Here is a 25,415-nt window from a genome sequence, read left to right as displayed (position 1 = left end):
CCTGCCCCTTCGACCCCACCCCACCCCAGATGACCTCGCTGAAGATCACCTCCCGAGATGCCGCGACCGGACCCGTACTGGAGATCGTCGGCGACCTCGACTACGACCACGCCGACGAACTGCGCGACGTCATCGCCGGCCTCGACCTGAAGCCGGGGCAGCGCCTGGTCCTCGACCTGGCGGCGATGGAGTTCTGCGACTCCAGCGGCATCACGGCCCTGCTGGCCGCCCGCAACCGCGCTCTCGCCGCGGAGGCGGACGTCGCGCTGGCCGCCGTGCCCGCCAACACGCTGCGCGTGCTGCACTATGTCGGCCTCGACCAGGTCTTCACCTGCCACCCCGACAGCGAGGCCGCGACGGCTCGTTGAGGCGACGGCTCCGCCGGGATGCGCCCTCGAACCTCGCCCCCAAAACCACTCCATAAGTCGGATTGTCCGACTTATTATTACTCGGGTTCTTTTTTCTGCCGCCGGGCGTACGCTCCCCCCGACAAGCGGCCCCGGACCAGGGGCTTCCGCCGCACCAGGGGGTACGCACCATGCACATGGTCACCACAGCCGTCGCCACACTGGCCCTCGCGGCCTCTTCGCTGATTCCCGCCTCCCACGCCACCGTCCCGCACAGCGCCGCCACGGCCCCGCAGTTCGCGTGCAAGGGCCCCACCTGCAACGGGCTGACGCCGGAGGAAGGCGGATGCGCCGACAACGCGGACACCCTCGACTCCAGGTCCCTGGGGAGCGCCACGGTCGAACTCCGCTACAAGGCCGCGTGCCGGGCCGCCTGGGTCAGGATTCACGGACCGGTCGGGAGCATCGGCACGGTGGCGAACACCGCCAACCCGCAGAACACCTACGAGACCCGCATCGACCGGGGCAGCGACGCGCACTCCCGGATGGTCAACGACATGGACCTCAAGGCCGCCGCGTGCCTGACCGTGCCCGGCAGCGGGACCGTGTGCACCGACTGGAAGTGACGCCGATCCGCTGGCCGGCCGACCAGACGACCGGCTGAACGGCGCCGACGGCCCGGCGTGGTGACCCCGGCGGCATTCACTCGTTTGAAGGAGGGAACCGCCCTGTCGCCATCAGCCTTTGGGAGGCGCTCCGCTCCATGGTCACGTCGCAGCGCCGCTCTCCGGACGGCCGTGCACGGATAACACTCGACGAAGCCGAGGCCGGCCTCGTCGAGCACTACACCGCACTGGTCCGTCTCGCCTACCTCACGCTCCCGCCCTCGCTCAGCAGGCACCGCCGGGTACTGACCGCCCACGGCCTGGTGCAGCGCGCGCTGCCCGGTTTCCGGCTGCGCGGGGCCACCCTCCGGGTGCCGGTCCAGCGCATGGGGCCGGAGCGGCACGGGTCGGCGTGGGTACGGGAGCGGGTGCTGCGCGCGGCACTGGCGTACGAGCGGCGCCCGCGATCGTGGCCGGCGGCTCTGCCGCCGCCGCGTGCGCTGCGGCCCATGCTCCCGGTGGTGTGGGGGCTGCGCCTGTTCCCGCGCGCCGGCGGGCGGGAGGAGATCGCGCTGGGGCAGGCGCTGTCCGGCCTGTCCGCCGACGTCCGCGCGGCTTTCGTGCTGTCCCGCGCGGACGAACTCCCGGACGGCCAGGTACGGGCCCTGCTCGGCGCCGCGGGCGTCGGCCACCCGGACCGGGCCCTGCGCGTCGCGCGACAGCTCGACGCGCCCGCCGTCGCCGCCGCCCAGACGCTCCTGCGTTCGGCGGAGTTCAACGCGTGCTCGGTACAGACCCGCCCCACCGATCTGTTACGCCGTCGGCATCGGTTCCGCCTCGCCTGGGCCGTGACGGCGGTGGTGGTGGTCGGTGCCGTGGTCCTGACCGCCACCGGCTCCGCGACGGAAGAGGGACGCCCGCGCCCGGTCGTCGGCACCGGGCCGGTCACCCCCGCGGATCTGGTACGGGCTCCCCGCGACGAGTGGGCCGACACCGCACGCGTCGACTTCACCGCCTGGCCGCCCCGCGGCGGACGGACCGCGGACCGGGATCTGCTCGCGCGCGCCCTGGCCACCTGGTCGCAACCGCCGCCCGAAACGCATATCAGCCGCACGCCCGGCACGGCCACGGGACCGCCCCCGTACGGTACGCAGTTGCTGTACGCGGGCGAGGTGGACGGCAGCGCGGTGGTGCTGCTGCACGACGGCCTGCGCACCGTCCGCTACAGCGAGCCCCTCTCCCCCGGCGGCCCCGCCACCCTCGACTTCGCCCGTACGGACAGCAGCGACGTGACGACGGCCGCCGTGGTCGTCGTGAGCCGGGCCCCGGGTACGTCCCGTTACCTGACCGCCCCGTGGATCGCCGAGACGCAGGTACGTGACCTGCTGCGTCCCGACGTACCCGGGCGGCCCGTGCGAGTGTCGGCGGAAGGCGTCACCGAGCCCCTGCGCAGCCGTGCCGCCGCGGGCGACTGCGCATCCTGGCCCGCGCTGCAACTACGTTCCTCGGCCCGCATCGTCGAACACCACGCCTTCCTCGTCACCGACCTCGGCGGCCCCGGCCTCGTACCCGCCCACCTCTCCTACACCCCACTGCCCGGTCAGGGCGCTCCGGCACGGCAGCCCCGCGAAGCCACCGGCACAGCGGCACTGGTGAGCTGGGCCCGCACGGCCTGCCACCTCGCAGAACTGCCCGACGGCGTCCGCGCGGTCAACGTATGGGACTTCGCCGAACAGACGCTGCCCGAGAGCGGCGGACGAGCCGTGTGGACCTGCGTCCGGGCCGACACCTGGCGCGGAGGGGGCGAGGTGAGCGTACGGTTCACGGCACCCGGCGCCGCGGCGCGGACCGTGGCCCGCGAACGCGCCACCGCCGCGTGCAGCCGCTTCGGCCAGCACGTGGTCGCGAGCACGGGGTGGCGGGCGGCCTCCGGGCACACGTACCTGCTGGCGGCGGGCAGCCGGGCGGTCACCGGCATCGACGCGACAGGCCCGGTGCGGGCCTCCGCCACGGGACACAGCCTCGCGGTACGGGCCCCCGCGGGCACGCGGGCGCAGGTCAGCGCACGCCTGGCCGGGGGCGGGACGACGACCGAGGTCGGGCGCGCTACGGAGGACTGACGGAGCGTCGCGGGGCGGGCGCGGCGCTGCCGGTGGGGCCGCCGGAGACGGCGGTGCCCCGCTGTCGATCACGCCGAACTGACACGAGACCGCTCACGACAGAGGCGAGCCTGGCTCCCCGAACCGCCATGCTCGACCGCGTCACCTCCCCGACGGAACCGCCGCCGCCCCTTCCCCCGTCGCAGGGGTGCCGGGAAACCCACCTGCCGCGTCCCCGCCGCCTGCTCAGGGAAGGGACCCGCCGCGACAGGGCATGAAACCACTGCAGGATGCCACCGTCTCCGGACCGACTAACGACTCGCCGTAGAAGCGGTAGCGCAGATGCCCGAACTCGGCGCGGTGGTCCATCAACCACGCCAGATGGAACAGGCCCTGTTTGATCACCCCGCGTCCGTGCCGCGCGTGTACACGACGACCACCGGCGCATCGTTCTCGTCCAAACCCAGCGAACGATCCGTCCGCCGTGCACCGGCCCGGTGCCGTACTCGCCCGCCAGGAACCGCACGCCCGGCATCGTCTCCGTGTGCGCCTCGATGAGGTGCTGCACATCCGCCTCGACCTCAGCAAGGCGCGGCGCGGCCTCGCCGGCGCCCGGAAACACGTGGCGGTGGAGCACGGCCTCGTGCGGCCGACCCCAGGCGCCGGCCCTCGACCAGATCAGGAACCGCCGATGAGCAGTCGACTTCGAGATCTTGAAGCAGGGCGGCAGCTGCCGCCAGGCGCATCCGCTGACCTGCACCTAGATGATGGCCGCAAACAGTGTCTCACCAGGTGTATCCGGCGTCCCGCCGCCCTGTGGTCGCACTCTTGACGGCGGAAGCAACGGCTTCGTGATCTCCCACAGCCCGCCCGGAACGATGCGACCTCCGGTGATCACGGGGTTGTGACGCCACGTGATCATAGATGTGAGTGTTCTCGTGGGCACCTCCTCACTCGGCGGCCACCGTCGCCTGCCACGCGCCCGGGCGTTTGCCTGTGGCCTTGTGGAAGAAAACCGAGAAGTTGGATGCGTCGGGGAAGCCCAGTATGCCGGCGCAGCGGGCGGCGGTGAGGCGGTCGTGTGCGAGGAGCCGTTTGGCTTCCAAGGTGATCCGTTCGACGATGTACGCCTTCGCGGTGCGGCCGGTGGCCTGTTGCACCGCTCGTGAGAGGGTGCGGGGCGCGTATCCCAGCGTACGGGCGTAGTAGCCGGCATCGTGGTGTTGCCGGAAGTGTGCTTCGACGCTGGAGCGGAACAACCGGAACGCCGGATGGGTGAGCCGTGCTTCGGCGTGCGGTGGGTGCAGTCGGGTGATGAGCGCGGAGAGCAGGATTTCGGGCAGCTCCGTCCGGGAGTCACTGGGTGGGGCGGATGCTTCGAGGAGGAGATGGCTGCGCGCCGCATCGGCGAAGGGCCAGCCGGCGTCGGGGATGCTCCAGTGCGCGGCCGGGTCCGGGGAAGCGACGAGTTCTCGGGTGGCGTGGGTGACCGGCGCGGTCGGCACGAACAGCACGAGGTGCCCTGCCACGTCGGCGATGTCGTCCCATCGGTGCACCGCGCCGGGCGGAATCCACACCGCGGATCGATCTTGGAGCGGGTGGCGGTGGAAATCGACCGTGACTGAGCCGGGTCCGGCGTCGATGACGGCAAGGACGTGGAAGTCGGCGCGCTGCGTGCCGCCGTCGTTCAGCTCGCGAAGGCGGCCGAACGTCATCGTCTCGACCGAGGCGGCGCGGCGTCCCGCGGGCTGGTAGGTCATGTGCCTGATCACGCTCACGTGTCCAGTTTCCACTATCGGACGACCAGTCACGCCGATGCCCCGACCGGGTGCAGAAGTTTCAATGAATACACCGGGCAACCGCCCGGAGCACCGACCGGAAGAGCCACCATGACCGCGACGCAGCAGACGCTTCTGCCCACTTACGACCATCGGCCGGGGACCGGGCCGACCCTGGTGTTCCTGCACTATTGGGGTGGTTCCGCCCGCACCTGGGACCTCGTCGTCGACCGCCTGGCGGGCCGTGACGTGCTCACGGTCGACTTCCGCGGATGGAGCCGGTCGAGCGCTCTGCCCGGCCCCTATACGCTCGGTCAGCTCGCCGACGACACGCTCGCCGTGCTCGCGGATGCGGGGGCCACCGACTACGTCCTGGTGGGGCATTCGATGGGAGGCAAGGTCGCACAGCTGGTCGCGGCCACCAGGCCGGCCGGCCTGCGCGGTATCGTCCTCGTCGGCTCCGGCCCGGCGAAACCCGCCGCACAGGTCACTCCCGAGTACCAGGAAGCCCTGTCGCACGCCTACGACTCCGCCGAGTCCGTGGCCGGGGCGCGGGATCACGTCCTCACCGCGATCGAACTGCCCACGTCGGTCAAGGCGCAGATCGTGACAGATTCGCGGACCGTCACCGACGCCGCCCGTACCGAGTGGCCGCTGCGCGGCATCGCGCAGGACATCACCGAGCACACGCGCATGGTCAGCGTGCCCGCTCTCGTCGTCGCCGGAGAACACGACCAGGTGGAGCCCGTCGGCGTGCTCCGCGACAACCTGGTGCCCTACCTCTCGCACGCCGAGTTCGTGGTGGTCCCCCACACCGGCCACCTGATCCCGCTGGAAGCCCCGGCCGGCCTCGTCGACGCCATCACCGCATTCGCGCCGGCCGCCTGACCGTTCTCGCGGCCCGACGACGGGCTGTGCCCCTGGCCACCCGTCCACGGGGCCGGGACAGGCCCTGCCGCGTTGCACCGCACCCGACAGATCTGCTGGTACGCCGGCCGCCCGGGGGTCGGGGGCAACGCGGTGAGCGGCGCCCGTCACGTACCAGTCGCTCCTCGCCTCACGCCCCAACAGGCCCTGCGACTCCCTTCTTGTGACTTCTCGAAGGAAGCACTCACCTCAATGTTCCAGACCAAGGTCATCGCGAATTCCGTGCTCGGCAAGCATTCCGTCAACGCCTGCCTGCCGCTGGGCAGCCAACCGATCCGGTCGTCGACGCCGGAACACCCGGCAGCGCCCAGCTGGTCTACGACCAGATCGCCTCCCACGGCGTGAACCCCAAGACATCCGCCTGATCGTCGTCACCCACGGGCACCTGGACCAGCCGAGCACGCGCTGTTCCTCGACGGTCTCGGCAGACCGCTCGACGGTCCAGGACGGCAGCGTCTTCTCGTAGCGTTCCCACAAGGACGCGACAACGATGCGCAGTGGCAGTCCGCGGAGCCGGGCCTCCTGCGCTGCCCAGTCCAAGGCTGCGAGGCTGCTGTCGGAACCGTCGACCCCCGCCGGGTCAGGGGCAATGCGGGGCACATCACGGGCCGTTCCACCCAAGGGCATGTGTGCATGTTGCGCTGTGCGGAGGGAGGCCAGAGCCGACAGCAACGGACCGTCCGTCTACGCCGTAGGCACAGACGACCCGTCAGGCCCGTCAACGACGACGCTGACCTCCGGCGGCAGGGGCAGGGAGTTGCCCACAGTGCAGTGGTTCGTCACGACCCGCAGCCCCTCACGCGTGAGGCCGTGCCGCTTGAGGTAGGAGCTGCGTAGTAGGCCACGCATGCGGCGAGCGCGGTCGCGGACAGCTCCACCGGCGTCGGACCTCGGTCGCCTCCTCCCACGGGGACGGGCTGGTCCACGATCACCTCGTGCCCCCGTACCCGGGCGGCGTACGACTCCCCACCGCTGTGCTGTACCACGATACGGTCGGCGCCTGGTGCTGCCACATGCCGTCGGCCAGGGCCCCTTTTACCGTGACACGGTGTGGTTCCGGTCATCGTCGGGCCTTCTTCCTTTCTGTCGGCGGCCGTCCCGCTCGCACCGTGACACGCCGCCCGAAGCCCTGGGACCTCCGCGCTTCCAGGGTGTGCCGCCGTCTCACGCGCGAATTGCGCGGCGAAGACCGGACACGGTCGAACTCGTACTCCCACTGTTCGGAGACGAGACAGCAGGAGCCCTACGAGGCCGGACGGACGACCGGCCGCGTGCGGAGCGTTGCCCACAGGGGTCCCGAGGGACGAGCCCGCTCCACTCGCCCCCTCGTGCACGAAGCGTCCGGCGATCCGCCTGCGGCCTCACCACTTGTTCGCACCTCGACATAACCCGCCCTTGAGCATGCCGTCCCTTGGCGAGCACTTATCGGCCGGAGGTCTCCGAGGTCGCGGCCATGACGGGTAGCGACTCCGTCGACGGCGAGGCGAACGACCCTGTACCGGCTCGTGACCAGTACAGGACCCGCGTGCCATCGGGACTCATTCAGCGCGACGAACCGTCACCCGTCATTGTTGACAACGATGGCGTCAGCTTTGCCGTCTCCGGTGACGGCGGCGAAAGATACCGCGGCTGCCGAAGCAGGGACCGTGCGTCCAGTCCTCATTGGCACCCGAACCAGGAGCGTTGACGCCGGTCCCGGTGCCGAGAGGGGCGCCACCGAGATGACAGTTCGCTGACACGCGGGATCACCCGTCCCAGCACCAGTCGGCGACCTCCGGCAGGTCCCTGCCGCACTCGCGGATCCAGGCGCGGTGCCGGGTCCGGACGTCCTCCATTTCCTGTCGTACGGCGGCCGCGCGCGGTGCGAGTCCGGGGACGCGGTCGATGACGTCCATGACGAGGCGGTAGCGGTCGAGGTCGTTGGTGACGACCATGTCAAAGGGTGTCGTGGTGGTACCGATCTCCTTGTAGCCGCGTACGTGGAGGTGGGCGTGCCCGGCGCGGCGGTAGGCGAGGCGGTGGATGAGCCAGGGGTAGCCGTGGTAGGCGAAGATGACCGGTTTGCCGGGGGTGAACAGGGCGTCGTACTCGGCACCCGACATACCGTGCGGGTGTTCCTCCTTCGGCAGCAGCCGGGCCAGATCGACGACGTTGACGACGCGTACGGACAGCTCCGGCAAGTGCTGCCGCAACAGCCGGGCGGCGGCCAGAACTTCCTGGGTGGGGACGTCGCCCGCGCAGGCCAGGACCACGTCCGGCTCGCGGGTGCCGTCGTCGGTGCCCGCCCAGCCCCACATCCCCGCGCCGCGGGCACAGTGCGCGCGGGCCGCGTCGAGGCTCAGCCAGTCGAAGCAGGGCTGTTTGCCGGCAACCACGACGTTGACGTAGTCCCGGCTGTGCAGGACGTGTTCGGCCACCGAGAGCAGGGTGTTGGTGTCCGGCGGCAGGTAGACGCGGACGACTTCGGGGCTCTTGTTGAGGATGTGGTCGATGAAGCCGGGGTCCTGGTGGGAGAAGCCGTTGTGGTCCTGGCGCCACACATGGGAGGTGAGCAGGTAGTTGAGGGAGGCGATGGGGCGGCGCCAGGGCAGGCGGCGGGTCACCCGCAGCCATTTGATGTGCTGGTTGACCATGGAGTCGACGATGTGGACGAACGCCTCGTAGCAGGAGAACAGTCCGTGGCGGCCGGTGAGCAGATAGCCCTCCAGCCAGCCCTGGCAGGTGTGCTCGGACAGAATCTCCAGAACGCGGCCGTGCCGGTCCAGGTGCTCGTCGGTGTCGGCCGTCGCCGCCTGCCACGCCTTGCCGCTCGCTTCGAACACCGCCTGCAAGCGGTTGGAGGCGGTCTCGTCGGGCCCGACGATGCGGAAGTCGCGGCGGCCGGCGGTGTCCGCCATGACCTTCCGCAACAGGCTGCCCAGGACGCGAGTGGGTTCGTGGAGGGTCGCGCCGGGCTTGTCGACGGGCACCGCGAAGCGCTCCAGGGCCGGGACCGGCAGGCTGCGCAGCAGCAGGCCACCGTTGGCATGCGGGGTGGCGCCGAGCCTGCGCCGCCCTTCAGGGATGTGTTCCAGGACCTGCGCCCGAGGGCGCCCGTCCGCGGCGAACAGCTCTTCCGGCCGGTACGAGCGGAGCCAGTCCTCCAGTTGCCGCAAGTGCCCGGGGTTGTCGCGGACGGCGGCGAGCGGCACCTGGTGTGCGCGCCAGGTACCTTCGACGGGCAGCCCGTCGACCTCGGCGGGGCCGGTCCAGCCCTTGGGAGTACGGAGTACGAGCACTGGCCAGGCTGCGCGCTCGGTGACGCCCTCCTCTCGGGCCGCATGTTGGATGGCGGCGATGCGGTCCAGTGCGGTGTCCATGGCGGCTGCCATGGCGCGGTGGACGGGCAGGGGCTCGTGACCGGTGACGAAGACCGGCTCGTGACCGTATCCCCGTAGCAGCGCGGCGAGCTCCGTCTCGGGCAGCCGGGACAGCACGGTCGGGTTGGCGATCTTGTAGCCGTTCAGGTGCAGGACCGGCAGGACGGCGCCGTCGTGCACCGGGTCGAGGAACTTGGTGGAGTGCCAGGACGCGGCGAGCGGCCCGGTCTCGGCCTCGCCGTCGCCGATGACGCAGGCGACGAGGAGGCCGGGGTTGTCGAAGGCGGCGCCGTAGGCGTGCGCGAGGGAGTAGCCCAGTTCGCCGCCCTCGTGGATCGAGCCGGGCGTCTCGGGCGCGACGTGACTGGGCACACCGCCGGGGAAGGAGAACTGTTCGAACAGCCGGGCCATGCCCGCGGCGTCCCGGCCGATGTCCGGATACGTGTCGGTGTAGCTGCCCTCCAGCCAGGAGTTCGCCAGCACCGCGGGTCCTCCGTGTCCCGGCCCCCAGACGCACAGCGCGTCCAGGTTCCGGGCCTTGATGATCCGGTTGAGGTGGGTGTGGACCAGGTTGAGGCCGGGCGAGGTGCCCCAGTGGCCGAGCAGCCGGGGCTTGACGTGCTCGGGCCGTAAGGGTTCGGCGAGCAGGGGATTGTCCATCAGGTAGATCTGTCCGACGGCGAGGTAGTTGGCGGCGCGCCAGTGGGCGTCGAGCGCCAGGAGTTCGTCGTCGGTGAGGTCGGGCGCGGGGGACATGCGTGCCTCCGGGGCTGAGGGCGGGCTTCCCTTGTCGCGCGCACAGCCTGGCCCCGTACGGCCCGCATCGCCAGGGCCGTACGGGCCGAGCTTGTCAGCGCCGGAAGGGCCGGGAAGACGCACACTTGTGCAGGGAGAGCGGGATGGGCACGAAGTGCAGCGCGGTGTTCCCGGTCTTCGGTTCGTGGCTGAAGACGATGCGCGCCTTGCCGATCCCGTACCGCGACAGGTCGATGCGGAACGCGTAGGGATCGTCTGCGTCGTCGGGGTGGAGCGGGATGCCGCGCACCATCATGGGTACGGGGATCAGGCTGCGCAGCATGAGGCGGCCGCCGCGGACGAAGACCTCGACGGCGGAGCCCGCCATGGCCCGAGCCCGTACGTCCGTGAGCCGGCCGGCGAGGGTGTACCAGCCGCACAGTTCGTCCCACACCTCGGGGCGGTGCGGCACATCGGTACGGAGCGTCTGCCCCGGCAGGCCGAGCAGGTGGCGCAGGAGCGCTTCGAGCTCACCGGGCAGCCACAGCAGTGCGCGGTGGGCGGCGTTGGTCAGGGCGAACACGGCGAGCCCGTCGTCGGGGGCGACGAACATCTGTGAGGTGAAGCCGGGCAGGATGCCCTGGTGCTCGACGAAGCGGTGGCCGTCGGCCTCTCCGCGGAAGAAGCCCAGACCCATGCCGGGCACGCGGGGATCAGGCTGATAGTGCGGGGCGAACATCGTGGCCAGGGTCGCGGGTGCGAGGACCGAACCGTGTTCGTTGGTGCCGCTGCCGAGGAGGGCGCAGAGGTAGCGGACCATGTCCCGTGGTGTCGAGTAGACGGACGAGGCGCCCGGTGTGGCGCGCTCCCGGTCGGTGACCGCTTTCAGGCCCCGGGATCGCAGCTCGTAGCCGGTCGCCAGGCTCCCGCGTATGCGTGCGGTGCGGATCAGATCGGTGCCGGTCATGCCGAGAGGGGTGAAGACGTGCTCACGGAGGTAGTGATCGAAGCGCTCGCCGCTGACCTCCTCGACGACCTGGCCGAGGGTCGCGAATCCGTGGTTGGCGTACGTCCAGCGCGTGCCCGGCTCCGCTTCGATCCGCAGGCCATGGCGGTAGTACTCGGCGAGCGACGGCAGCGGGCGCCCCAACCGCACGCCTTCCCCCGCGTTGGGTCGCAGTAGATCGACGGCGGAACGCAACTCGCCGATGCCCGCGGTGTGGGTCAGCAGGTGGCGCAGGGTTGCGGGCCGGAAGCCGGGCTCGGCCGGAGTGAGCGGGTAAGCGCCGAGGTAGTTCGCAGCAGGGGCGTCGAGATCGACCAGCCCCCGCTCCCACAGCTGCATCACCGCGATCGCGGTGCAGGTCTTGCTGATCGACGCGATACGGAAGACCGTGTCCTCGCCGATCGGCTCGCGCGTCTCCAGATCGGCGAGCCCGTGCACGACGGCATGCTCAAGGCGACCGTCACGCACCACCCCCAGGGCCAGCCCGCCGACGGGCCGGCGATTCAGCAACCCGGTGACCCACCTCTCCGTGGCGGTTGCGATCTCCTTGAGCATGGTTCCTCCTCGCCGCCGGTCTGAAGGACTGTCCCGGGCAGGCCGGATTCGGACACCGGCACTCCGACCGCCCGTGATCGCATCCGCGACCACGCCGCCCCGGAGCGCACACAGCACGTCGCCGCAGTTATCGGGGGACGCGCTACCGCCCGTCAAGGGGCCGGGAGGGCAGAAGAGGAAACACCCGGCCGGGTGCGGCGGTTCCGCGTCGACGCCACGGTGGCAGCTGGATGAGCCACATCGGGGCAGGAGGGGGATCTTCCTGGAGACGGCCTGGGGGCTCTCCACGCCTCTTCAGGAAGACCTTCGTTCGCGAGCGACGGAAGAAGGCCGGGCAGGCGGTGGGAAAGAAGCGCAGGGACGAGACCGTTGCACGGTCAGCGTCGGTGTCCACGCGGGGAGCCGGTTCCCTGGGCAGGGCTGCGTACGAACGCGAGTTGCTGCGGCTCCAGACCGAGTTGGTCAAGGTGCAGGAGTGGGTGCGCACCGAGGGCGCCCGGCTCGTGGTCGTCTTCGAGGGGCGGGACGCGGCCGGCAAGGGCGGTGTGATCAAGCGCGTCGCCGAGCACCTCAACCCGCGGGTCGCGCGGATCGTCGCGCTGCCCGCGCCGTCCGGGCGGGAGCGGGGGCAGTGGTACTTCCAGCGGTATGTGGAGCGGCTGCCGACCGCCGGTGAGATCGTGCTGTTCGACCGCAGCTGGTACAACCGGGCGGGCGTCGAGCATGTCATGGGCTTCTGCGATGAGACGGAGTACCGGCGCTTTCTGCGGCAGTGCCCGGTCTTCGAGCGGATGCTGGTGGAGGACGGCATCCTGCTGCGCAAGTACTGGTTCTCGGTGAGCGACGCCGTACAGGAACAGCGGTTCCGCAACCGCCTGGAAGACCCGACGCGGCGCTGGAAGCTGTCCGCGATGGACCTGGAATCCATCACACGGTGGGAAGCGTACTCCCGGGCCAAGGACACGATGTTCGCCCACACGGACATTCCCGAGGCTCCGTGGTACGTCGTCGAGAGCGACGACAAGCGCCGGGCCCGGATCAACATGATCGCCCACCTGCTGACCACCCTGGCGTACCACGAGGTTCGGGAACCGACGCTCACCCTTCCGCCCCGCCCGCCGACCACCGGTTACCGCCGCCCGCCGCGAGACGCCCAAACCTGTGTACCGGACCATGTCGTGCCTGGCTGACGGTCCGAGCCAGTGACGGCGTGACCTTGCACCGAGTAACCCTCCGGCCGGGCCGAACGGCCCCGCGGCAGACGGGTCACGGCAGCCCACTCCGGTGGGACAGGGACAACAGGCGCAGTCAGGGACAACAGGCGCAGTACCGCACCCGCCCCTGTCCCATCAGGGCAGGCCCGTCCACCACCGGCGGTGACTTCCGGGCCGGGCGGCACGCACCAGGGCCGTTCGGCCCCCTCCCTGCCGGAGTTCTCCGGCCGACGATGAAGACACGGACCTTGTGGGACGCTGCCGGGGAGGCGCTGATGTCCCAGAGTGCATCGGTACCGGATGCGGTGATCTCCGCGTCGGACGGGCTGGCCACGCTGGTCGATGTCCTCTCCGAGGAGCACATCGTCATCGGTCCCACCGTTCGCGACGGCGCGATCGTCCTCGCGGAGATATCCACGGCCGACGAGCTGCCGCACGGATGCGGTGTGGAGCTGGCGGCCGGGCGGTATCGCCTGGTGCGGCGCGCGGATTCGATGGTCTTCGCGCACAGTGCCGGGCCGCAGTCGTGGAAGACATACCTGCATCCGCAGCGTGAGCGGCTGTGGACGGTGGACCGGGACGCGCGGGGCCGGCTCGCCTTCCGTGCGGAGGACGGCGAGCCGCCCGCGTACGCGTTCCTGGGGGTACGGCCGTGCGATCTGCGGGCCATCGCGATTCAGGACCGCGTACTGGGCGGGGGCCCGCACGCGGACACCGCCTACCGGCGTCGCCGTGACCGCACGTTCATCGTGGCCGTGGAGTGCACCGATCCCGGTGCCACCTGCTTCTGCACGTCGATGGGGACCGGGCCGGGCGTCGGGGAGGACGGTCCGGCCACGTACGACCTGGCGCTGACCGAGGTGCTGGACCAGGAAGGGCACCGCTTCCGGGTACGGGCGGGCAGCCCGGCGGGGGAACGCATCCTGGCCCGGCTCCCCCGCCGTCCCTGCGATCCGGCGACCCGAGCCGTCGCCCAGCAGGCGGTCACCGCCGCCGCGCAGCACATGGACAAGGCGATGCCGCCGGTCAACCTGCACGCCCTGATGGCCGGCTCGCACGACGCCGCCCGCTGGGACGATGTCGCCGCGCGGTGTCTGACCTGCGGCAACTGCACGATGGTCTGTCCGACCTGTTTCTGCACCACCACCGAGGACATCACCGACCTGACCGGCGACCACGCGGAGCGGTGGCAGCGCTGGGACTCCTGCTTCGACCTGGATTTCAGCCGTCTGCACGGCGGCCCGGTCCGGGCGTCCGCGCGCAGCCGCTACCGGCAGTGGCTCACCCACAAACTCGGCACCTGGCACGACCAGTTCGGGGAGTCGGGGTGTGTGGGGTGCGGGCGCTGCATCGTGTGGTGCCCCGCCGGCATCGACATCACCGAGGAAGCCGCCGCCCTGCACGCGGAGGCCCAGGACGCCACGGCCACTGACGAGGAGGCCCCCTCATGAACACCAGGATGCGCCTGCGGACCATGACCAAGCAGCTGGACGCCCTCACCGACGACCAGCGGGAACGGCTGATGGGGCTGGCTCACGAGGTGTCCTTCCCCGCGGGTGCTCGCCTCTTCGAGGAGCACCGCGCCGCGGACCGGTTCTGGATCATCCGGACCGGCAGCGTCGTGCTGGACCTCCACGTTCCCGGCCGCCGCGCCGCGGTGATCGAGACACTGGGCCCGGGGGACCTGGTGGGCTGGTCCTGGCTGTTCCCCCCGCGCAACTGGCACCTGGGGGCGGAGGCGCAGAGCCCCGTACGGGCCTGGGAGTTCGACGCCGAGGCCGTACGCCGACTGTGCCGGGAAGATCCGAAGCTGGGGCACGCGCTGGTGCTGGCCGTGGCCGAGGTCATCGGGCACCGGCTGGAGTGTGCCCGTACCCGGCTGCTGGACCTGTACGGACCGTACGGGAGCGGGTTGCCCCGATGAACGCCACGGCCGCCCCCGTCGGCGGTGTGCCTCTCCCCTACCGCGTCGTGCGCCGCTGCTCGGAGACCGCGGACGTCGCCACGTTCAAGCTGCGCCCGGTCGGTGCCGCGCTGCCGCCGTTCCGGCCGGGGCAGTTCGCGATGCTCTACGCGTTCGGGGTGGGCGAGATCCCTGTGTCCGTGTCGGGGCTGCCCGACGGAGAACCGGCCCTGGTGCACACGGTACGAGCGGTCGGCGCGGTGTCCCGGGCCCTGTGTGCGCTGCGCGTGGACGACACGGTGGGAGTGCGTGGTCCGTGCGGCGTGGGCTGGGATGTGGAAGCCGCCGCAGGACTCGACGTGCTGGTGATCGCCGGCGGGATCGGGCTGGCGCCGCTGCGGCCGCTGATCCTGGAGGTGCTCGCGGAGCCCGGACGCTACGGCCGGCTCAACGTCCTGATCGGCGCCCGGACGCCGAGCGACCTGCTGTACCGGTTGCAGACCCGGGCCTGGGGCGCCGCCGCGCACGTGGCGGTCACCGTGGACCGGCCGGAGGCGGGCTGGCACGGCGACGTGGGCGTGGTCACCCGGCTGCTGGGCCGCGGCGCGTGGTCACCCGCCGCGACGTACGCCTTCATCTGCGGGCCCGAGCCCATGATCCACGCCACCGCCCGCGACCTCGTCCAGGCGGGCGTCCCGCCGCACCGCGTGCAGGTCTCGCTGGAGCGCAACATGCGCTGCGGCGCGGGCACCTGCGGGCACTGCCAGCTGGGCCCCCTCCTGCTGTGCCGGGACGGTCCGGTCACCGGCTGGGACCGCGCCGAACCCCTCCTGGCCGTGAAGGAGCTGTGAGATGAACCCCCCGCACCCCGGCCCTCCCGAAGGCGTCCGCCGCCCGACGCTCGCCGTCTTCAAGCTCGCCTCGTGCGACGGCTGCCAGCTGACCCTGCTCGACTGCGAGGACGAACTCCTCACCATGGCCGGGCAGCTGGACATCACCCACTTCCTGGAGGCGACCAGCGCCGTCCGGCCCGGCCCGTACGACCTCGCCCTCGTCGAAGGCTCCGTCACCACACCCCAGGACGCCCAGCGCATACGGGAGATCCGGGCCACCGCGCGCGTCCTGGTCACCATCGGCGCCTGCGCCACGGCCGGCGGCATCCAGGCACTGCGCAACTTCGCCGACGTGGAGGAGTTCCGCGCCACCGTCTACGCCCGCCCCGACCACATCGCCACCCTCGCCACCTCCACCCCCGTCTCCGCCCACGTCCCCGTCGACTTCGAACTGCGCGGCTGCCCCATCGACCGCACACAGCTCCTCGAAGTGATCACAGCCTTCCTCGCGGGCCGCAAGCCGGACGTGCCCAACCACAGCGTCTGCTTCGCCTGCAAGCGCCGCGGCACCGTGTGCGTGACCGTCGCCCACGGCACACCCTGCCTGGGACCGGTCACCCACGCCGGCTGCGGCGCCATCTGCCCCGCATACGGGCGCGGCTGCTACGGCTGCTTCGGCCCGTCCGCCACGGCCAACCTGCCCGCACTGATCCCGCTGCTGCGCCGCGACGGCATGAGCGAGGACGATGTGCGCCGCGCCCTGCGCACCTACAACGCCACCGCCTTCACCGAGGTGGAAACAGGGGCCGAGGGAGCACCGTCATGACCCATCGTGGCTCGCGCGTGCTGCACGTCGGCTCCCTCGCCCGCGTCGAGGGCGAGGGAGCCCTGCACCTGACGGTCGACCACGGCACGGTCACCGGCACCGAGCTGCGCATCTACGAACCGCCGCGGTTCTTCGAGGCATTCCTGCGCGGCCGCTCGTACACCGAACCGCCCGACATCACCGCGCGGGTGTGCGGCATCTGCCCGGTCGCCTACCAGATGAGCGCCTGCCGGGCCGTCGAGGACGCCTGCGGGGTGACGGCCGGCGGGCAGCTGGCGGCACTGCGGCGGCTGCTGTACTGCGGCGAATGGATCGAGAGCCAGATCCTGCACATCCATCTGCTGCACGCCCCGGACTTCCTCGGCGTGGACGGCGCCATCGAACTCGCCCGTACCCAACGCGCCCACGTGGAGCGCGGCCTGCGCATCAAACAGGCGGGCAACGCGATCCTCGAACAGCTCGGCGGACGGGCCATCCACCCCGTCAACGTCCGGCTCGGCGGCTTCCACCGCGTACCCGCCGCCGTTGAGCTCAAGCCGCTGGCCGAGCGGCTGCGCCGGGCCCGCGAAGACGCCTGGGAGACCGTGTGCTGGGTCGCGGGATTCGACTTCCCCGACGCCGGGCTGGACCACGCCCTGCTGGCACTCGCCGAACCCGGCCGCTACGCCATCGACTCCGGCACCCCCACCGTCATGGCCGCCCCGCGCGCGCACGGACTGCCGTCCGGAACAGCCGCTCCCCTGCCCCTGCGCCAGTTCCCCGTCCACGCTTTCCCGTCCGAGGTCACCGAGGAGCAGGTTCCCTACTCCACCGCCCTTCAGGCCACGTTGGACGGCGAGCGCTACCTCACCGGCTCGCTGGCCCGTTACGCGATCAGCGGACGCTGGCTCTCCCGTATCGCACAGGAAGCCGCGCGGGCGGGCGGACTCGGTGATCCGGCGGCCGGCGAGGTGTGCCGCAATCCGTTCCGCAGCATCGTCGTACGGGCCGTCGAGGCGCTGTACGCGATCGACGAGGCGCTGCGGATCATCGACGCGTACGAGTCCCCGGCCCGGCCGTACGTGGACGTGCCGCCGCGCGCCGCCACCGGACACGGCGCGACGGAAGCCCCACGCGGCCTGCTCTACCACCGCTACACGCTGGACGCGCACGGCCTCGTCACCGCCGCCGCGCTCGTGCCGCCCACCTCCCAGAACCAGGGTGCGATCGAGGAGGACCTGCGACGTCTCGTCCAGTCCCGGCTGGACGCCGGTGCACGGGACACCGAGGCGCAGCTGACCGCCCTGTGCGAGCGCGGCATCCGCAACCACGACCCGTGCATCTCCTGCTCCGCCCACTTCCTGGACCTCACCGTCGACCACGTGCGAAGGAGCCCGCCATGCCCGTGACCCAGCCCGAGGACCCGCAGGTACACGGCCTGCACACGGTGAGCGACGTGATGACCCACACCGTCGTGGCCGTCGGCCGGGACGCGTCGTTCAAGGACATCGTCCAGATGATGGAGCAGTGGAAGGTCAGCGCCCTGCCCGTGCTGGCGGGCGAAGGCCGCGTGATCGGCGTCGTCTCCGAGGCCGACCTGCTGCCCAAGGAGGAATTCCGCGACAGCGACCCCTCACGGTTCGAACAGCGCCAGCGGCTGGAGGATCTGGCCAAGGCCGGAGCGCTGACCGCAGGGGAGCTGATGACCGCGCCCGCCGTCTGCGTGCACGCCGACGCGGCCCTCCCCCAGGCCGCCCGCATCATGGCCGTACGGCACGTCAAACGCCTGCCCGTCACCGACGCCCAGGGCCTGCTGCAAGGGGTGGTCAGCCGCAGCGACCTCCTCAAGGTCTTCCTGCGCTCCGACACCGACATCGCCGACGAGGTACGCCACGTGGTGATCGCCCGGGTCTTCCCCGGGCAGCACGTGGACGTCACCGTGCAAGACGGGGTGGTCAAGCTGAGCGGACGGGTACGCGACGGTTCGTTCGTGCCCGTCGCGGCCCGGTTGTGCCGCGCCGTCGAAGGCGTCGTGGACGTGGCCTGCGAGCTGAACAGGGCGGCCCCCGAGGCGACCGGTCCGTGATGCGCTACCTCGACGAATACCGCGACCCCGAACTCGCCCGCACCCTGCTGGACCGGCTCCGGCGCGTCGCCACCCGCCCCTGGCGCATCATGGAGGTCTGCGGCGGACAGACCCACACCCTCGTGCGCCAGGGCATCGACGAGCTGCTGCCCGCCGGCATCCGCATGATCCACGGCCCCGGCTGCCCGGTCTGCGTCACTCCCCTGGAGACCCTGGACCGGGCGATGGCCATCGCCGCGCGCCCCGAAGTGACCTTCACCAGCTTCGGGGACATGCTGCGCGTCCCCGGCACCCACACCGACCTGCTGTCCCTGCGGGCCCGCGGCGCGGACGTACGGGTGGTCTACTCCCCCATGGACGCCGTACGGACCGCCGAGGCCGAACCGCAACGCCAGGTCGTCTTCCTGGCCGTCGGATTCGAGACCACCGCCCCCGCCAACGCCATGGCCGTCCTGCACGCCCACCGCCTGGGCCTGACCAACTTCAGCGTCCTGGTCAGCCACGTCCTCGTCCCCCCGGCCATGACCGCGCTGCTGGCCGACCCCGACTGCGAGGTACAAGCCTTCCTCGCCGCCGGACACGTGTGCGCCGTGATGGGCTGGCGACAGTACGAGCCCATCGCCGCCCACTGGCACGTGCCCATCGTCGTCACCGGCTTCGAACCCCTCGACCTCCTCGAAGGCATCCTGATGGCGGTCGAACAACTGGAAGACGGACGCGGCGAGGTCGAGAACCAGTACGTGCGCGCCGTACGCCGCACCGGGAACACCGGCGCCCAGCAGACCGTCGTCCAGGTCTTCCGGATCACCGACCGCACCTGGCGCGGCATCGGCCCGCTCCCCGCCAGCGGACTCGAACTCGCCCCGCCCTTCGCCTCCTACGACGCCGCACGCCGCTTCGGCGTCACAGACCTGCGCTCCGCCGAGCACCCCGAATGCATCGCGGGCGCCATCCTCACCGGCGCCCGCGAACCCACCGACTGCACCGCCTACGGCACCCACTGCACCCCACGCACCCCCCTCGGCGCCCCCATGGTCTCCACCGAAGGCACCTGCGCCGCCTACCACGCCGCCGGACGCACCCCCACCGCCCCGACCGGGAGCCCACCATGACCCTCCAGTGCCCCACACCACGACACGAAGACGAGCGCGTCCTGCTCGGCCACGGCGCAGGCGGCCGGCTCACCGCCGAACTCCTCGACACACTCCTGCTCCCCGCGCTCGGACCGCCACCCGGCCCACTGGAGGACGCCGCCACCCTGCCACCCGTGAGCCTGCCGGTCATCAGCACCGACAGCTTCGTCGTCAGCCCCCTGTTCTTCCCCGGCGGCGACATCGGCTCCCTCGCCGTCCACGGCACCGTCAACGACCTCGCCATGCGCGGCGCCGAACCCGTCGCCCTCACCGTGTCCCTCATCATCGAAGAGGGCCTGCCACTGGCCGAACTGCGCTCCGTCGTGGAATCGCTGGGCAAGGCCGCCACCGACGCGGAGGTACCGGTCGTCACCGGAGACACCAAGGTCGTCGGGCGCGGCGCCGCCGACCGCCTGTTCATCACCACCACCGGCATCGGCCGCCGTATCCCGGCCCTCCACCCCTCCGCGGCACGCGCCCGCCCCCACGACGCGATCCTGCTCTCCGCCCCCCTCGGCCTGCACGGCACCGCCGTCCTCAGCACCCGCGAGGGCCTGGGCTTCGAGGCCGACATCACCTCCGACTCCCGCCCCCTGCACCGCCTCGTACGCGCCCTCGCCCCACTCGGCAGCGACCTCCACACCCTGCGCGACCCCACCCGCGGCGGACTCGCCGCCACCCTCAACGAAATCGCCGCAGCATCCGCCACCGGGGCCGAGATCGACGAAGCGGCCCTGCCCGTCCCCGGCCCCGTCGCCGCCGCCTGCGACCTGCTCGGCCTCGACCCCCTCCACGTCGCCAACGAAGGATGCCTGGTCGCCTACGTACCGGAGGCTCAAGCGGACGACGCCCTGGACGCGATGCGCGGCACCCCCGAAGGAACCTCGGCCGTTCGCATCGGACGGACCACCGCCGCACACCCCGGACGCGTGGACCTGCGCACCCGCGTCGGGGCCCGCCGCGTCATCGACATGCCGGTGGGCGAACAACTGCCCCGCATCTGCTGAGACGGCGCACGAGGAGGAACCATGCGCGTGTTCATCGGATACGCCGGAGAACACGGATCCACCCGCGGCATCGCCGAACGCATCACGGCCACGCTGACCGGACGAGGCCTCCAGGCCGATCTGACAGATCTGTCCAACGAGCGAGCCCCCGCACCCGACCACGACGCCTGCGTCCTCGGCAGCGCCATCCACAACGGGCGCTGGTTGCCCGCAGCCGGCGAATACCTGCGCCGCTACACCCCCGAACTCGCCCGCCAACCCCTATGGCTCTACAGCGTCGGACTGGCCCGCGTCCTCGGCGGCCCCCTCGAACGCTGGTCCCAAAACCCGGACCCGCTGCCCGCCGTACGCGACCTCCTTTCCCCCGTGGACCACCGTCTGCTGGCCGGTGCTTTCGAGCAGGAGCACACGTCCCTGCTCGGGCACCTGGTCTTCCGGGCGCTGGGCGGCCGTTACGGGGACCACCGGGACTGGCAGGAAATCGACGCGTGGGCACAGGACATCGCGCACCGACTGCTGTCGGCCCGGATGCCGGACCTGGCCTGCCTCATGCTCACGTCCTTCGACGACGAAGCGCTGTTCGACGCGATCATGGCGGGCGCCGCCGGGTACGTCCTCAAGCAGATCAAGGGCTCCGACCTGGTGTCGGCCGTACGGACGGTGGCGGCCGGGGCGTCCCTGCTCGACCCGGGCGCCACCGCGCGGGTCATAGCCCGGGTCCGCGGCGAAGAAACCCCCGTACCGCCCGAACTGGCCCGCCTCTCCCCCAGGGAACGCGAGATCCTCGAACTGATCGGTGAGGGCCTGACCAACGCACAGATCGCCCAGCGCCTGTACCTGGCGGAGAAGACCGTCAAGAACCGCATCTCCTCGATTCTCGGGAAGCTCGGTGTCGGCCGCCGCATCCAGGCCGCGGTGCTGGCCGAAAAGATCCGGCACCGCGACACGGAACGCGACGAACCGGGGTGAGCAGCCCGCCCTCGGGCCAGATGGGCCCGGCTACGCGCGCGGTACGACGGCCACCGGGCAGTGCGCGTGGTGGAGCACGGCGTGGTTGACCGGGCCCAGTTGCAGGCCGCGGGTGTGCCGGTGGCGTTCGGCGCCGACCACCAGGAGGCCCGCGCCGGCTGAGGCGGCGAGCAGGACGTCGCGGGGATTGCCTTCGGCCGGGCGAGGCGTCACGGGCCCGGAAACGGCCGGTCGACTCGATGACGACATCGGCTCCCAGACCGGCCCAGTCGAGGTCTGCCGGGTCACGCTCCGAACTCACCGCCACGCGCCGCCCGGCGACGACCAGCTCGTTCTTCTCCACGCCGACGTCGTGGCCGAGCCTGCCGTACGTTGAGTCGTACTCCAGCAGATGCGCCAACGTACCGGCCGGCGCGATGTCGTTGACCGCCACCACTTCCACCGGCGTCGCCTGCCGCGCCGCCCGCTCCAGCACACACCGCAGATAGTTCCGCCCGATCCGACCGAACCCGTTGATCCCCACCCGCACGGCCATGTCGCTCCGCCTCCTGTTCGCTTCCGGGATATGGACGCTGTCAGCCGGTGCCGACAGGGTGCGCTGCCCACCACCATCCCGGGCCGTGACACGGCGGTCACGGGGCCGAACGGCTCCTGGACGAGGCGTCGGGCGGCTTCGGTGGCTATGGGTTCGAGGGCGGGCAGGTGAGGTGCTGACAGGCAGACCGAGGGCAAGCGCGCCGACGACGATGGCGACAGCGACGGCTGTGGTTCTTGTTCTTGGCGTTCACGGCCGGATGCTCCTCGGGACTCCTTGTGGCGTGCGCCCCGGCGCGGGCACGGATCGCAGCGGGGCAATCGGTGTCCCGCGCCGTGACGGGTCAGTGTTTGGTCAGGTCCGGTGTGTCCGGTCCGTAGGCGCGCAGGGTGGTCAGCCGCCGCTGGTACTCGTCTTCGTCGATCTCGCCGCGGGCGAACCGCTCGGCCAGCACCCGCTCCGGCGTCGCGCGCGCGGGCGGGGCGGCGGGCGGGATGTGCTCGTGCCGGCGGAACGCACGGAAGAGCAGCACGAAGACGATGACGAGCAACCCCCAGAACACGAGGGTGCCCAGCGACATCCCGAACCAGCCCCAGCCGCTCATGTCCTGGCCGTTCCAGTACATCATGGCGCTTCACTTCCCGTGGTGCAGGGAGCGCGGGCCCGGTGCCCGCGGGCTCCGGCACCGTTGCCGCCACGGTCCTTCGGTGTGAGGCCGTGCGGGAAGGGGCCGGACGGTGCCGGGCGCAGGGCCGGTCAGCCCCTACCGGGAAGAGGCAGGGGCACCGGGACTGACCGTGGAGGTGCGCAGGAAGAAGGTCCGCCATGAGCATCCCCGACCTCGTCGCGGTGGCAGGCACCACCCTGCTGATCGTCGTACTGGACCGGTTCTTCTTCGGGCACCGGCCAGATGGCCGGAGCATCAGTCCAGGCCGCCACCGGCACCGCTGCCCTGGTCCGGCCACTGCTGCAACGTCCGCCCGCGCCGGCCCCCGCTCCGTCGGACATCGCAGTGAACACAGGGAGGGCCGCGGGAACCGGCGGTGGCACGGCCCACACCGGTGTGCGGCGCCCGGGCGGTACGGGAACCGGGACGGCGAAGGCTGAGCCAGCGGGTTCGATGGAAATGCAAAGGCGGTGACTCGGGGCGATGGAGCACCGTAACTTGCGTAGAGCCGACACGACTTGAAGCGGGCCATGTCTCCCCCAACGAATCCGCAGATCTGCGCGGGTGGGGGCCGATTCACCGCCTCCTGACCGGCGGAAAGCGTCTCTCATCATCCCCGGTACGGGATGCAGACCGTGCCGTCGGCACCCAGGTAGCCCTTGTCGATCCAGCACTTGACGTCGGGCCTCGCAAGGGCCTTGCGGGCCGCGAGGACATCGTGCACAGCTCCGGCCGGAGTGCGGCCGAGAACGGCCATGAGGCCGAGAGGCTCGGTGACAGAGCGGCCTGCGGTCGTGTTCCCGAGGCCGAGCTGGGCGTAGGCGGGTCCCGCGCTCAGATGGGCGAGTGCGAGGAGTCCGGCTCGCCCGGCGCTCACCTTCGCCGCCGGAATCCGATCGCACGGTGGTGCCGCCTCATCTGATCTGCGAGGAACGGAGGAGGGAGCCGGGCACAGACCCGTCGGCCGATGCGGCAGTCGGGCCCGGAAGCTCGTCAGAGGCGTGTCAAGAGGGCGGGGCAAGTCTTGCGGCCCGGGGCGGCGCGGCATTCGATGGGGGACGTGAACAGCGCCTGGCTCCTGCTCGACCGTCCGCCTCATCAGGCGGCGCCGTGTCGGGCCCCGCGCTGCCCGGAGAGATCCGCCTCCCGCTGACATCTCTCCTCCCATCCCTACGGGGCGCCGCGGCCTGATCCGGCGCCCCGTTCGCATTCCGCCCGCACGCCACCGCGCCCACCGGGGCCGGCTCGGCGTACCCGCGCTTTCCCCGACCGGAAGGGACCATGTCCGTCTTCGACCTTTCCTCCCGTACCGTCCTGGTGACCGGCGCCACCTCCGGCATAGGCTTCGAGACCGCCCGGCAGCTCGCCGTGCGCGGAGCCACCGTTCTCCTCCACGGCCGCACCACCGACGACGCGCAGGCTGCAGCCGGCAGGCTGGCCGCCACCGACGGCGTCGACGCGGATCAACTGCACGCGCTGGACGCGGACTTCACCCACCTGGAAGAGGTCGAGGCCCTGGCGCGGCGGGTCGTGGTCCAACACCCGCGCCTGGACGTCTTGGTCAACAACGCAGCCACCGCCGCCCCCGAACGGCACACCCTCACCGACGACGGCAACGAGATCACCTTCCAGGTCAACTTCCTCGCCCACTACCTGCTGACCTGCCTCCTGGAGCCCGCGCTCACCACCGCTCCCGGCGGGCGGGTCGTCAACGTGTCGTCGTCGCTGCACCGCACCGCCTCCATCCAGTGGAGCGACCCCCACCGGGCCCGCCGCTACTCCCGGCTCGCCGCCTACGCCCAGTCGCAGCTCGCCCTGACCGTCTTCGCCGCCGACCCCCGGGTGACCGCGGTCTCCGTCCACCCCGGCATCTGCACCACCGGCCTGCTGCCCCTGTACGCCCTCGACGGTTCCCCGGCGGCCGCCGGCGCCGCCCACGTCGTACGGCTCTGCGACCCGGCGGTCGAGATCGTCAACGGCGCGTACTACGACCGCGCCCAGCGCGTCGACCCCGCCCCCGCCGCCACCGAGGACCGCAACGTCCGGCGCCTGAACAAGCTCGCGGGGCAACTCGTCGGCCATCGCGGCTGAACCACAACAGCTTGGGCGGGGCGGTGCCCGGACCCCGCACCGCACCGCCCGGTCTGCCCCCGCCGGGCATCGGCGTGTTCGGGCGGGTGAAGGTCGGAGAGTTCGGTGTCGAAGGTGGCGACCGGCGATGCCGGCCCAGCGCGTGCAGCGGGCGGGACCGAGTGCTGCGCACCGCAGTGGACCGCTATGAAGAAGCACCTTGTCCGGTCCGCCTCCGCCCGCTGGACCGTTGCAAGCGGCCGTTCGACCTTGGCCGGGAACTCCTGCCGGGACAGGTTGCGCCGGCCACGGGCCCGGCGCGGTTCCTCTGCGAGCCGGCCGGCTCGGCGGCGGCCCCACGCGGCCGACGGGGCGGCTCCGGGCGCGGAGAGGGCCGGCCGAGGGGTGTGATGCATCCGCGTACCTTCTCCGTGAACACGACGCGAAAGATTGTCCGTTCGCGGTGCGGGGGTGCAGAAAGAGTGCGCGGAATGGCGCCTTCCGCTGTGCCGGGTGCTGCCGTATTCCGGTCCGTGGGGTGGATGTGAAAACGGCGCAATATCGCCATCTCACTGGCCACTTTACCAAGCACTGGTTGTTGTTTGACTATCTCTTGGCTTAACTGATCCTGGGTGCGCGCCGCCCGACGTGCTGTCGGGCGGCCCCGGTTTCCCATGTCCGCCGAGGTCGTGTCGTACGTACGGGCCCACTGCGGCGGACACCCGCACGGAGGAACCGAAAACCTGGGCCGTGCCGGTCGCCCGGCACGACCCAGGTGTGCG

20 protein-coding genes and 7 pseudogenes are annotated in these 25,415 nt (G+C 71.4%); 17 read left to right on the top strand and 10 right to left on the bottom strand.

Annotation, left to right across the window (positions count from 1 at the left end; genetic code table 11):
• Positions 1-29 precede the first annotated feature (29 nt).
• The 3 genes from ACFV57_RS20690 to ACFV57_RS20680 all read left to right on the top strand — a co-directional run bounded on the left by ACFV57_RS20690 (position 30) and on the right by ACFV57_RS20680 (position 3,072).
• The gene (locus tag ACFV57_RS20690) at positions 30-368 is read left to right on the top strand and encodes an STAS domain-containing protein (RefSeq protein ID WP_385234034.1); all 339 of its coding nucleotides are present in this window, start codon (positions 30-32) and stop codon (positions 366-368) included.
• 176 nt (positions 369-544) lie between these two features.
• Complete coding sequence (locus ACFV57_RS20685; protein WP_385234031.1) at positions 545-973, top strand: DUF2690 domain-containing protein; 429 nt, start codon at positions 545-547, stop codon at positions 971-973.
• 137 nt (positions 974-1,110) lie between these two features.
• Positions 1,111-3,072 carry a hypothetical protein gene (locus ACFV57_RS20680; RefSeq protein WP_385234027.1) on the top strand — a complete coding sequence of 654 codons (1,962 nt, stop codon included), beginning with the start codon at positions 1,111-1,113 and terminating at the stop codon, positions 3,070-3,072.
• A 252-nt stretch (positions 3,073-3,324) separates the two neighbouring features.
• On the opposite strand, the pseudogene ACFV57_RS20675 reads toward ACFV57_RS20680, so the two are convergent.
• The 3 genes and pseudogenes from ACFV57_RS20675 to ACFV57_RS20665 all read right to left on the bottom strand — a co-directional run.
• Positions 3,325-3,688, bottom strand: a pseudogene (locus tag ACFV57_RS20675) (transporter); the annotation flags it as partial.
• Positions 3,677-3,973 (bottom strand): annotated as a pseudogene (locus ACFV57_RS20670) (transposase); the annotation flags it as partial. The pseudogenes ACFV57_RS20675 and ACFV57_RS20670, both read right to left, overlap by 12 nt.
• A gap of 28 nt (positions 3,974-4,001) precedes the next feature.
• Positions 4,002-4,829, bottom strand: a complete 828-nt coding sequence (locus tag ACFV57_RS20665; protein ID WP_385234023.1) for a helix-turn-helix domain-containing protein — start codon at positions 4,827-4,829, stop codon at positions 4,002-4,004.
• Positions 4,830-4,940: 111 nt separating this feature from the next.
• On the opposite strand from ACFV57_RS20665, the gene ACFV57_RS20660 reads away from it, so the two are divergent.
• Together ACFV57_RS20660 and ACFV57_RS20655 are read left to right on the top strand one after the other, a co-directional pair.
• Positions 4,941-5,717, top strand: a complete 777-nt coding sequence (locus tag ACFV57_RS20660; protein WP_385234020.1) for an alpha/beta fold hydrolase — start codon at positions 4,941-4,943, stop codon at positions 5,715-5,717.
• A gap of 231 nt (positions 5,718-5,948) precedes the next feature.
• Entirely contained in the window at positions 5,949-6,101 is a 153-nt protein-coding gene (locus ACFV57_RS20655) for a hypothetical protein (protein ID WP_385234141.1), read from the top strand.
• 72 nt (positions 6,102-6,173) lie between these two features.
• On the opposite strand, the pseudogene ACFV57_RS20650 reads toward ACFV57_RS20655, so the two are convergent.
• The 3 genes and pseudogenes from ACFV57_RS20650 to ACFV57_RS20640 all read right to left on the bottom strand — a co-directional run.
• A pseudogene (locus tag ACFV57_RS20650) lies at positions 6,174-6,383 on the bottom strand (universal stress protein); the annotation flags it as partial.
• A gap of 1,118 nt (positions 6,384-7,501) precedes the next feature.
• Positions 7,502-9,871 carry a phosphoketolase gene (locus ACFV57_RS20645; RefSeq protein WP_385234017.1) on the bottom strand — a complete coding sequence of 790 codons (2,370 nt, stop codon included), beginning with the start codon at positions 9,869-9,871 and terminating at the stop codon, positions 7,502-7,504.
• Positions 9,872-9,965: 94 nt separating this feature from the next.
• Complete coding sequence (locus tag ACFV57_RS20640; RefSeq protein WP_385234014.1) at positions 9,966-11,411, bottom strand: serine hydrolase domain-containing protein; 1,446 nt, start codon at positions 11,409-11,411, stop codon at positions 9,966-9,968.
• Positions 11,412-11,797: 386 nt separating this feature from the next.
• Between ACFV57_RS20640 and ppk2 the strand changes: the two genes are divergently transcribed.
• The 11 genes and pseudogenes from ppk2 to ACFV57_RS20585 all read left to right on the top strand — a co-directional run.
• A complete protein-coding gene (gene ppk2, locus ACFV57_RS20635) occupies positions 11,798-12,601 on the top strand; it encodes a polyphosphate kinase 2 (protein ID WP_385234011.1) in 804 nt (267 codons plus the stop codon).
• Between the two features lie 299 nt (positions 12,602-12,900).
• Positions 12,901-14,076: a 4Fe-4S dicluster domain-containing protein gene (locus ACFV57_RS20630; protein ID WP_385234008.1), complete on the top strand. Its 1,176-nt coding sequence runs from the start codon at positions 12,901-12,903 to the stop codon at positions 14,074-14,076.
• On the top strand, positions 14,073-14,549 hold the full coding sequence (locus ACFV57_RS20625) for a cyclic nucleotide-binding domain-containing protein (protein WP_385234005.1): 477 nt from the start codon (positions 14,073-14,075) through the stop codon (positions 14,547-14,549). The genes ACFV57_RS20630 and ACFV57_RS20625 overlap by 4 nt, the downstream gene beginning before the upstream one ends.
• The gene (locus ACFV57_RS20620) at positions 14,546-15,379 is read left to right on the top strand and encodes an FAD/NAD(P)-binding protein (RefSeq protein WP_385234002.1); all 834 of its coding nucleotides are present in this window, start codon (positions 14,546-14,548) and stop codon (positions 15,377-15,379) included. The genes ACFV57_RS20625 and ACFV57_RS20620 overlap by 4 nt, the downstream gene beginning before the upstream one ends.
• A gap of 1 nt (position 15,380) precedes the next feature.
• Positions 15,381-16,187: an oxidoreductase gene (locus ACFV57_RS20615; protein ID WP_385233999.1), complete on the top strand. Its 807-nt coding sequence runs from the start codon at positions 15,381-15,383 to the stop codon at positions 16,185-16,187.
• The gene (locus ACFV57_RS20610; protein ID WP_385233995.1) at positions 16,184-17,575 is read left to right on the top strand and encodes a Ni/Fe hydrogenase subunit alpha; all 1,392 of its coding nucleotides are present in this window, start codon (positions 16,184-16,186) and stop codon (positions 17,573-17,575) included. Before ACFV57_RS20615 ends, ACFV57_RS20610 begins: the two co-directional genes overlap by 4 nt.
• On the top strand, positions 17,566-18,252 hold the full coding sequence (locus ACFV57_RS20605) for a CBS domain-containing protein (protein ID WP_385233992.1): 687 nt from the start codon (positions 17,566-17,568) through the stop codon (positions 18,250-18,252). Before ACFV57_RS20610 ends, ACFV57_RS20605 begins: the two co-directional genes overlap by 10 nt.
• Positions 18,252-19,364 (top strand): hydrogenase formation protein HypD, encoded by a 1,113-nt coding sequence (gene hypD, locus ACFV57_RS20600; RefSeq protein WP_385234129.1) that lies wholly within the window; start codon positions 18,252-18,254, stop codon positions 19,362-19,364. The genes ACFV57_RS20605 and hypD overlap by 1 nt, the downstream gene beginning before the upstream one ends.
• Positions 19,361-20,392, top strand: coding sequence for a hydrogenase expression/formation protein HypE (gene hypE, locus ACFV57_RS20595; RefSeq protein ID WP_385233989.1), 1,032 nt, complete (start codon positions 19,361-19,363; stop codon positions 20,390-20,392). The genes hypD and hypE overlap by 4 nt, the downstream gene beginning before the upstream one ends.
• Before the next feature lie 21 nt (positions 20,393-20,413).
• Positions 20,414-20,668, top strand: a pseudogene (locus tag ACFV57_RS20590) (flavodoxin domain-containing protein); the annotation flags it as partial.
• A gap of 234 nt (positions 20,669-20,902) precedes the next feature.
• Positions 20,903-21,361: pseudogene (locus ACFV57_RS20585) on the top strand (LuxR C-terminal-related transcriptional regulator); the annotation flags it as partial.
• A gap of 30 nt (positions 21,362-21,391) precedes the next feature.
• Here ACFV57_RS20585 and ACFV57_RS20580 read toward each other — a convergent pair.
• The 4 genes and pseudogenes from ACFV57_RS20580 to ACFV57_RS20565 form a co-directional block, all read right to left on the bottom strand.
• Entirely contained in the window at positions 21,392-21,574 is a 183-nt protein-coding gene (locus ACFV57_RS20580) for a universal stress protein (RefSeq protein WP_385233986.1), read from the bottom strand.
• Positions 21,564-21,896: pseudogene (locus ACFV57_RS20575) on the bottom strand (glyceraldehyde 3-phosphate dehydrogenase NAD-binding domain-containing protein); the annotation flags it as partial. The gene ACFV57_RS20580 and the pseudogene ACFV57_RS20575, both read right to left, overlap by 11 nt.
• Positions 21,897-22,239: 343 nt before the next feature.
• A complete protein-coding gene (locus ACFV57_RS20570) occupies positions 22,240-22,524 on the bottom strand; it encodes an SHOCT domain-containing protein (protein WP_385233983.1) in 285 nt (94 codons plus the stop codon).
• 524 nt (positions 22,525-23,048) lie between these two features.
• A pseudogene (locus tag ACFV57_RS20565) lies at positions 23,049-23,443 on the bottom strand (hypothetical protein); the annotation flags it as partial.
• A 401-nt stretch (positions 23,444-23,844) separates the two neighbouring features.
• Here ACFV57_RS20565 and ACFV57_RS20560 point away from each other — a divergent pair.
• Positions 23,845-24,654, top strand: a complete 810-nt coding sequence (locus ACFV57_RS20560; RefSeq protein WP_385233980.1) for an SDR family NAD(P)-dependent oxidoreductase — start codon at positions 23,845-23,847, stop codon at positions 24,652-24,654.
• Positions 24,655-25,415 lie beyond the last annotated feature (761 nt).

This window comes from Streptomyces sp. NPDC059788, assembly GCF_042732265.1.
GTDB lineage: Bacteria > Actinomycetota > Actinomycetes > Streptomycetales > Streptomycetaceae > Streptomyces.
The sequence above is the reverse complement of the archived record's forward strand: the minus strand, read 5'-3'. Positions and strand labels throughout refer to the sequence as shown.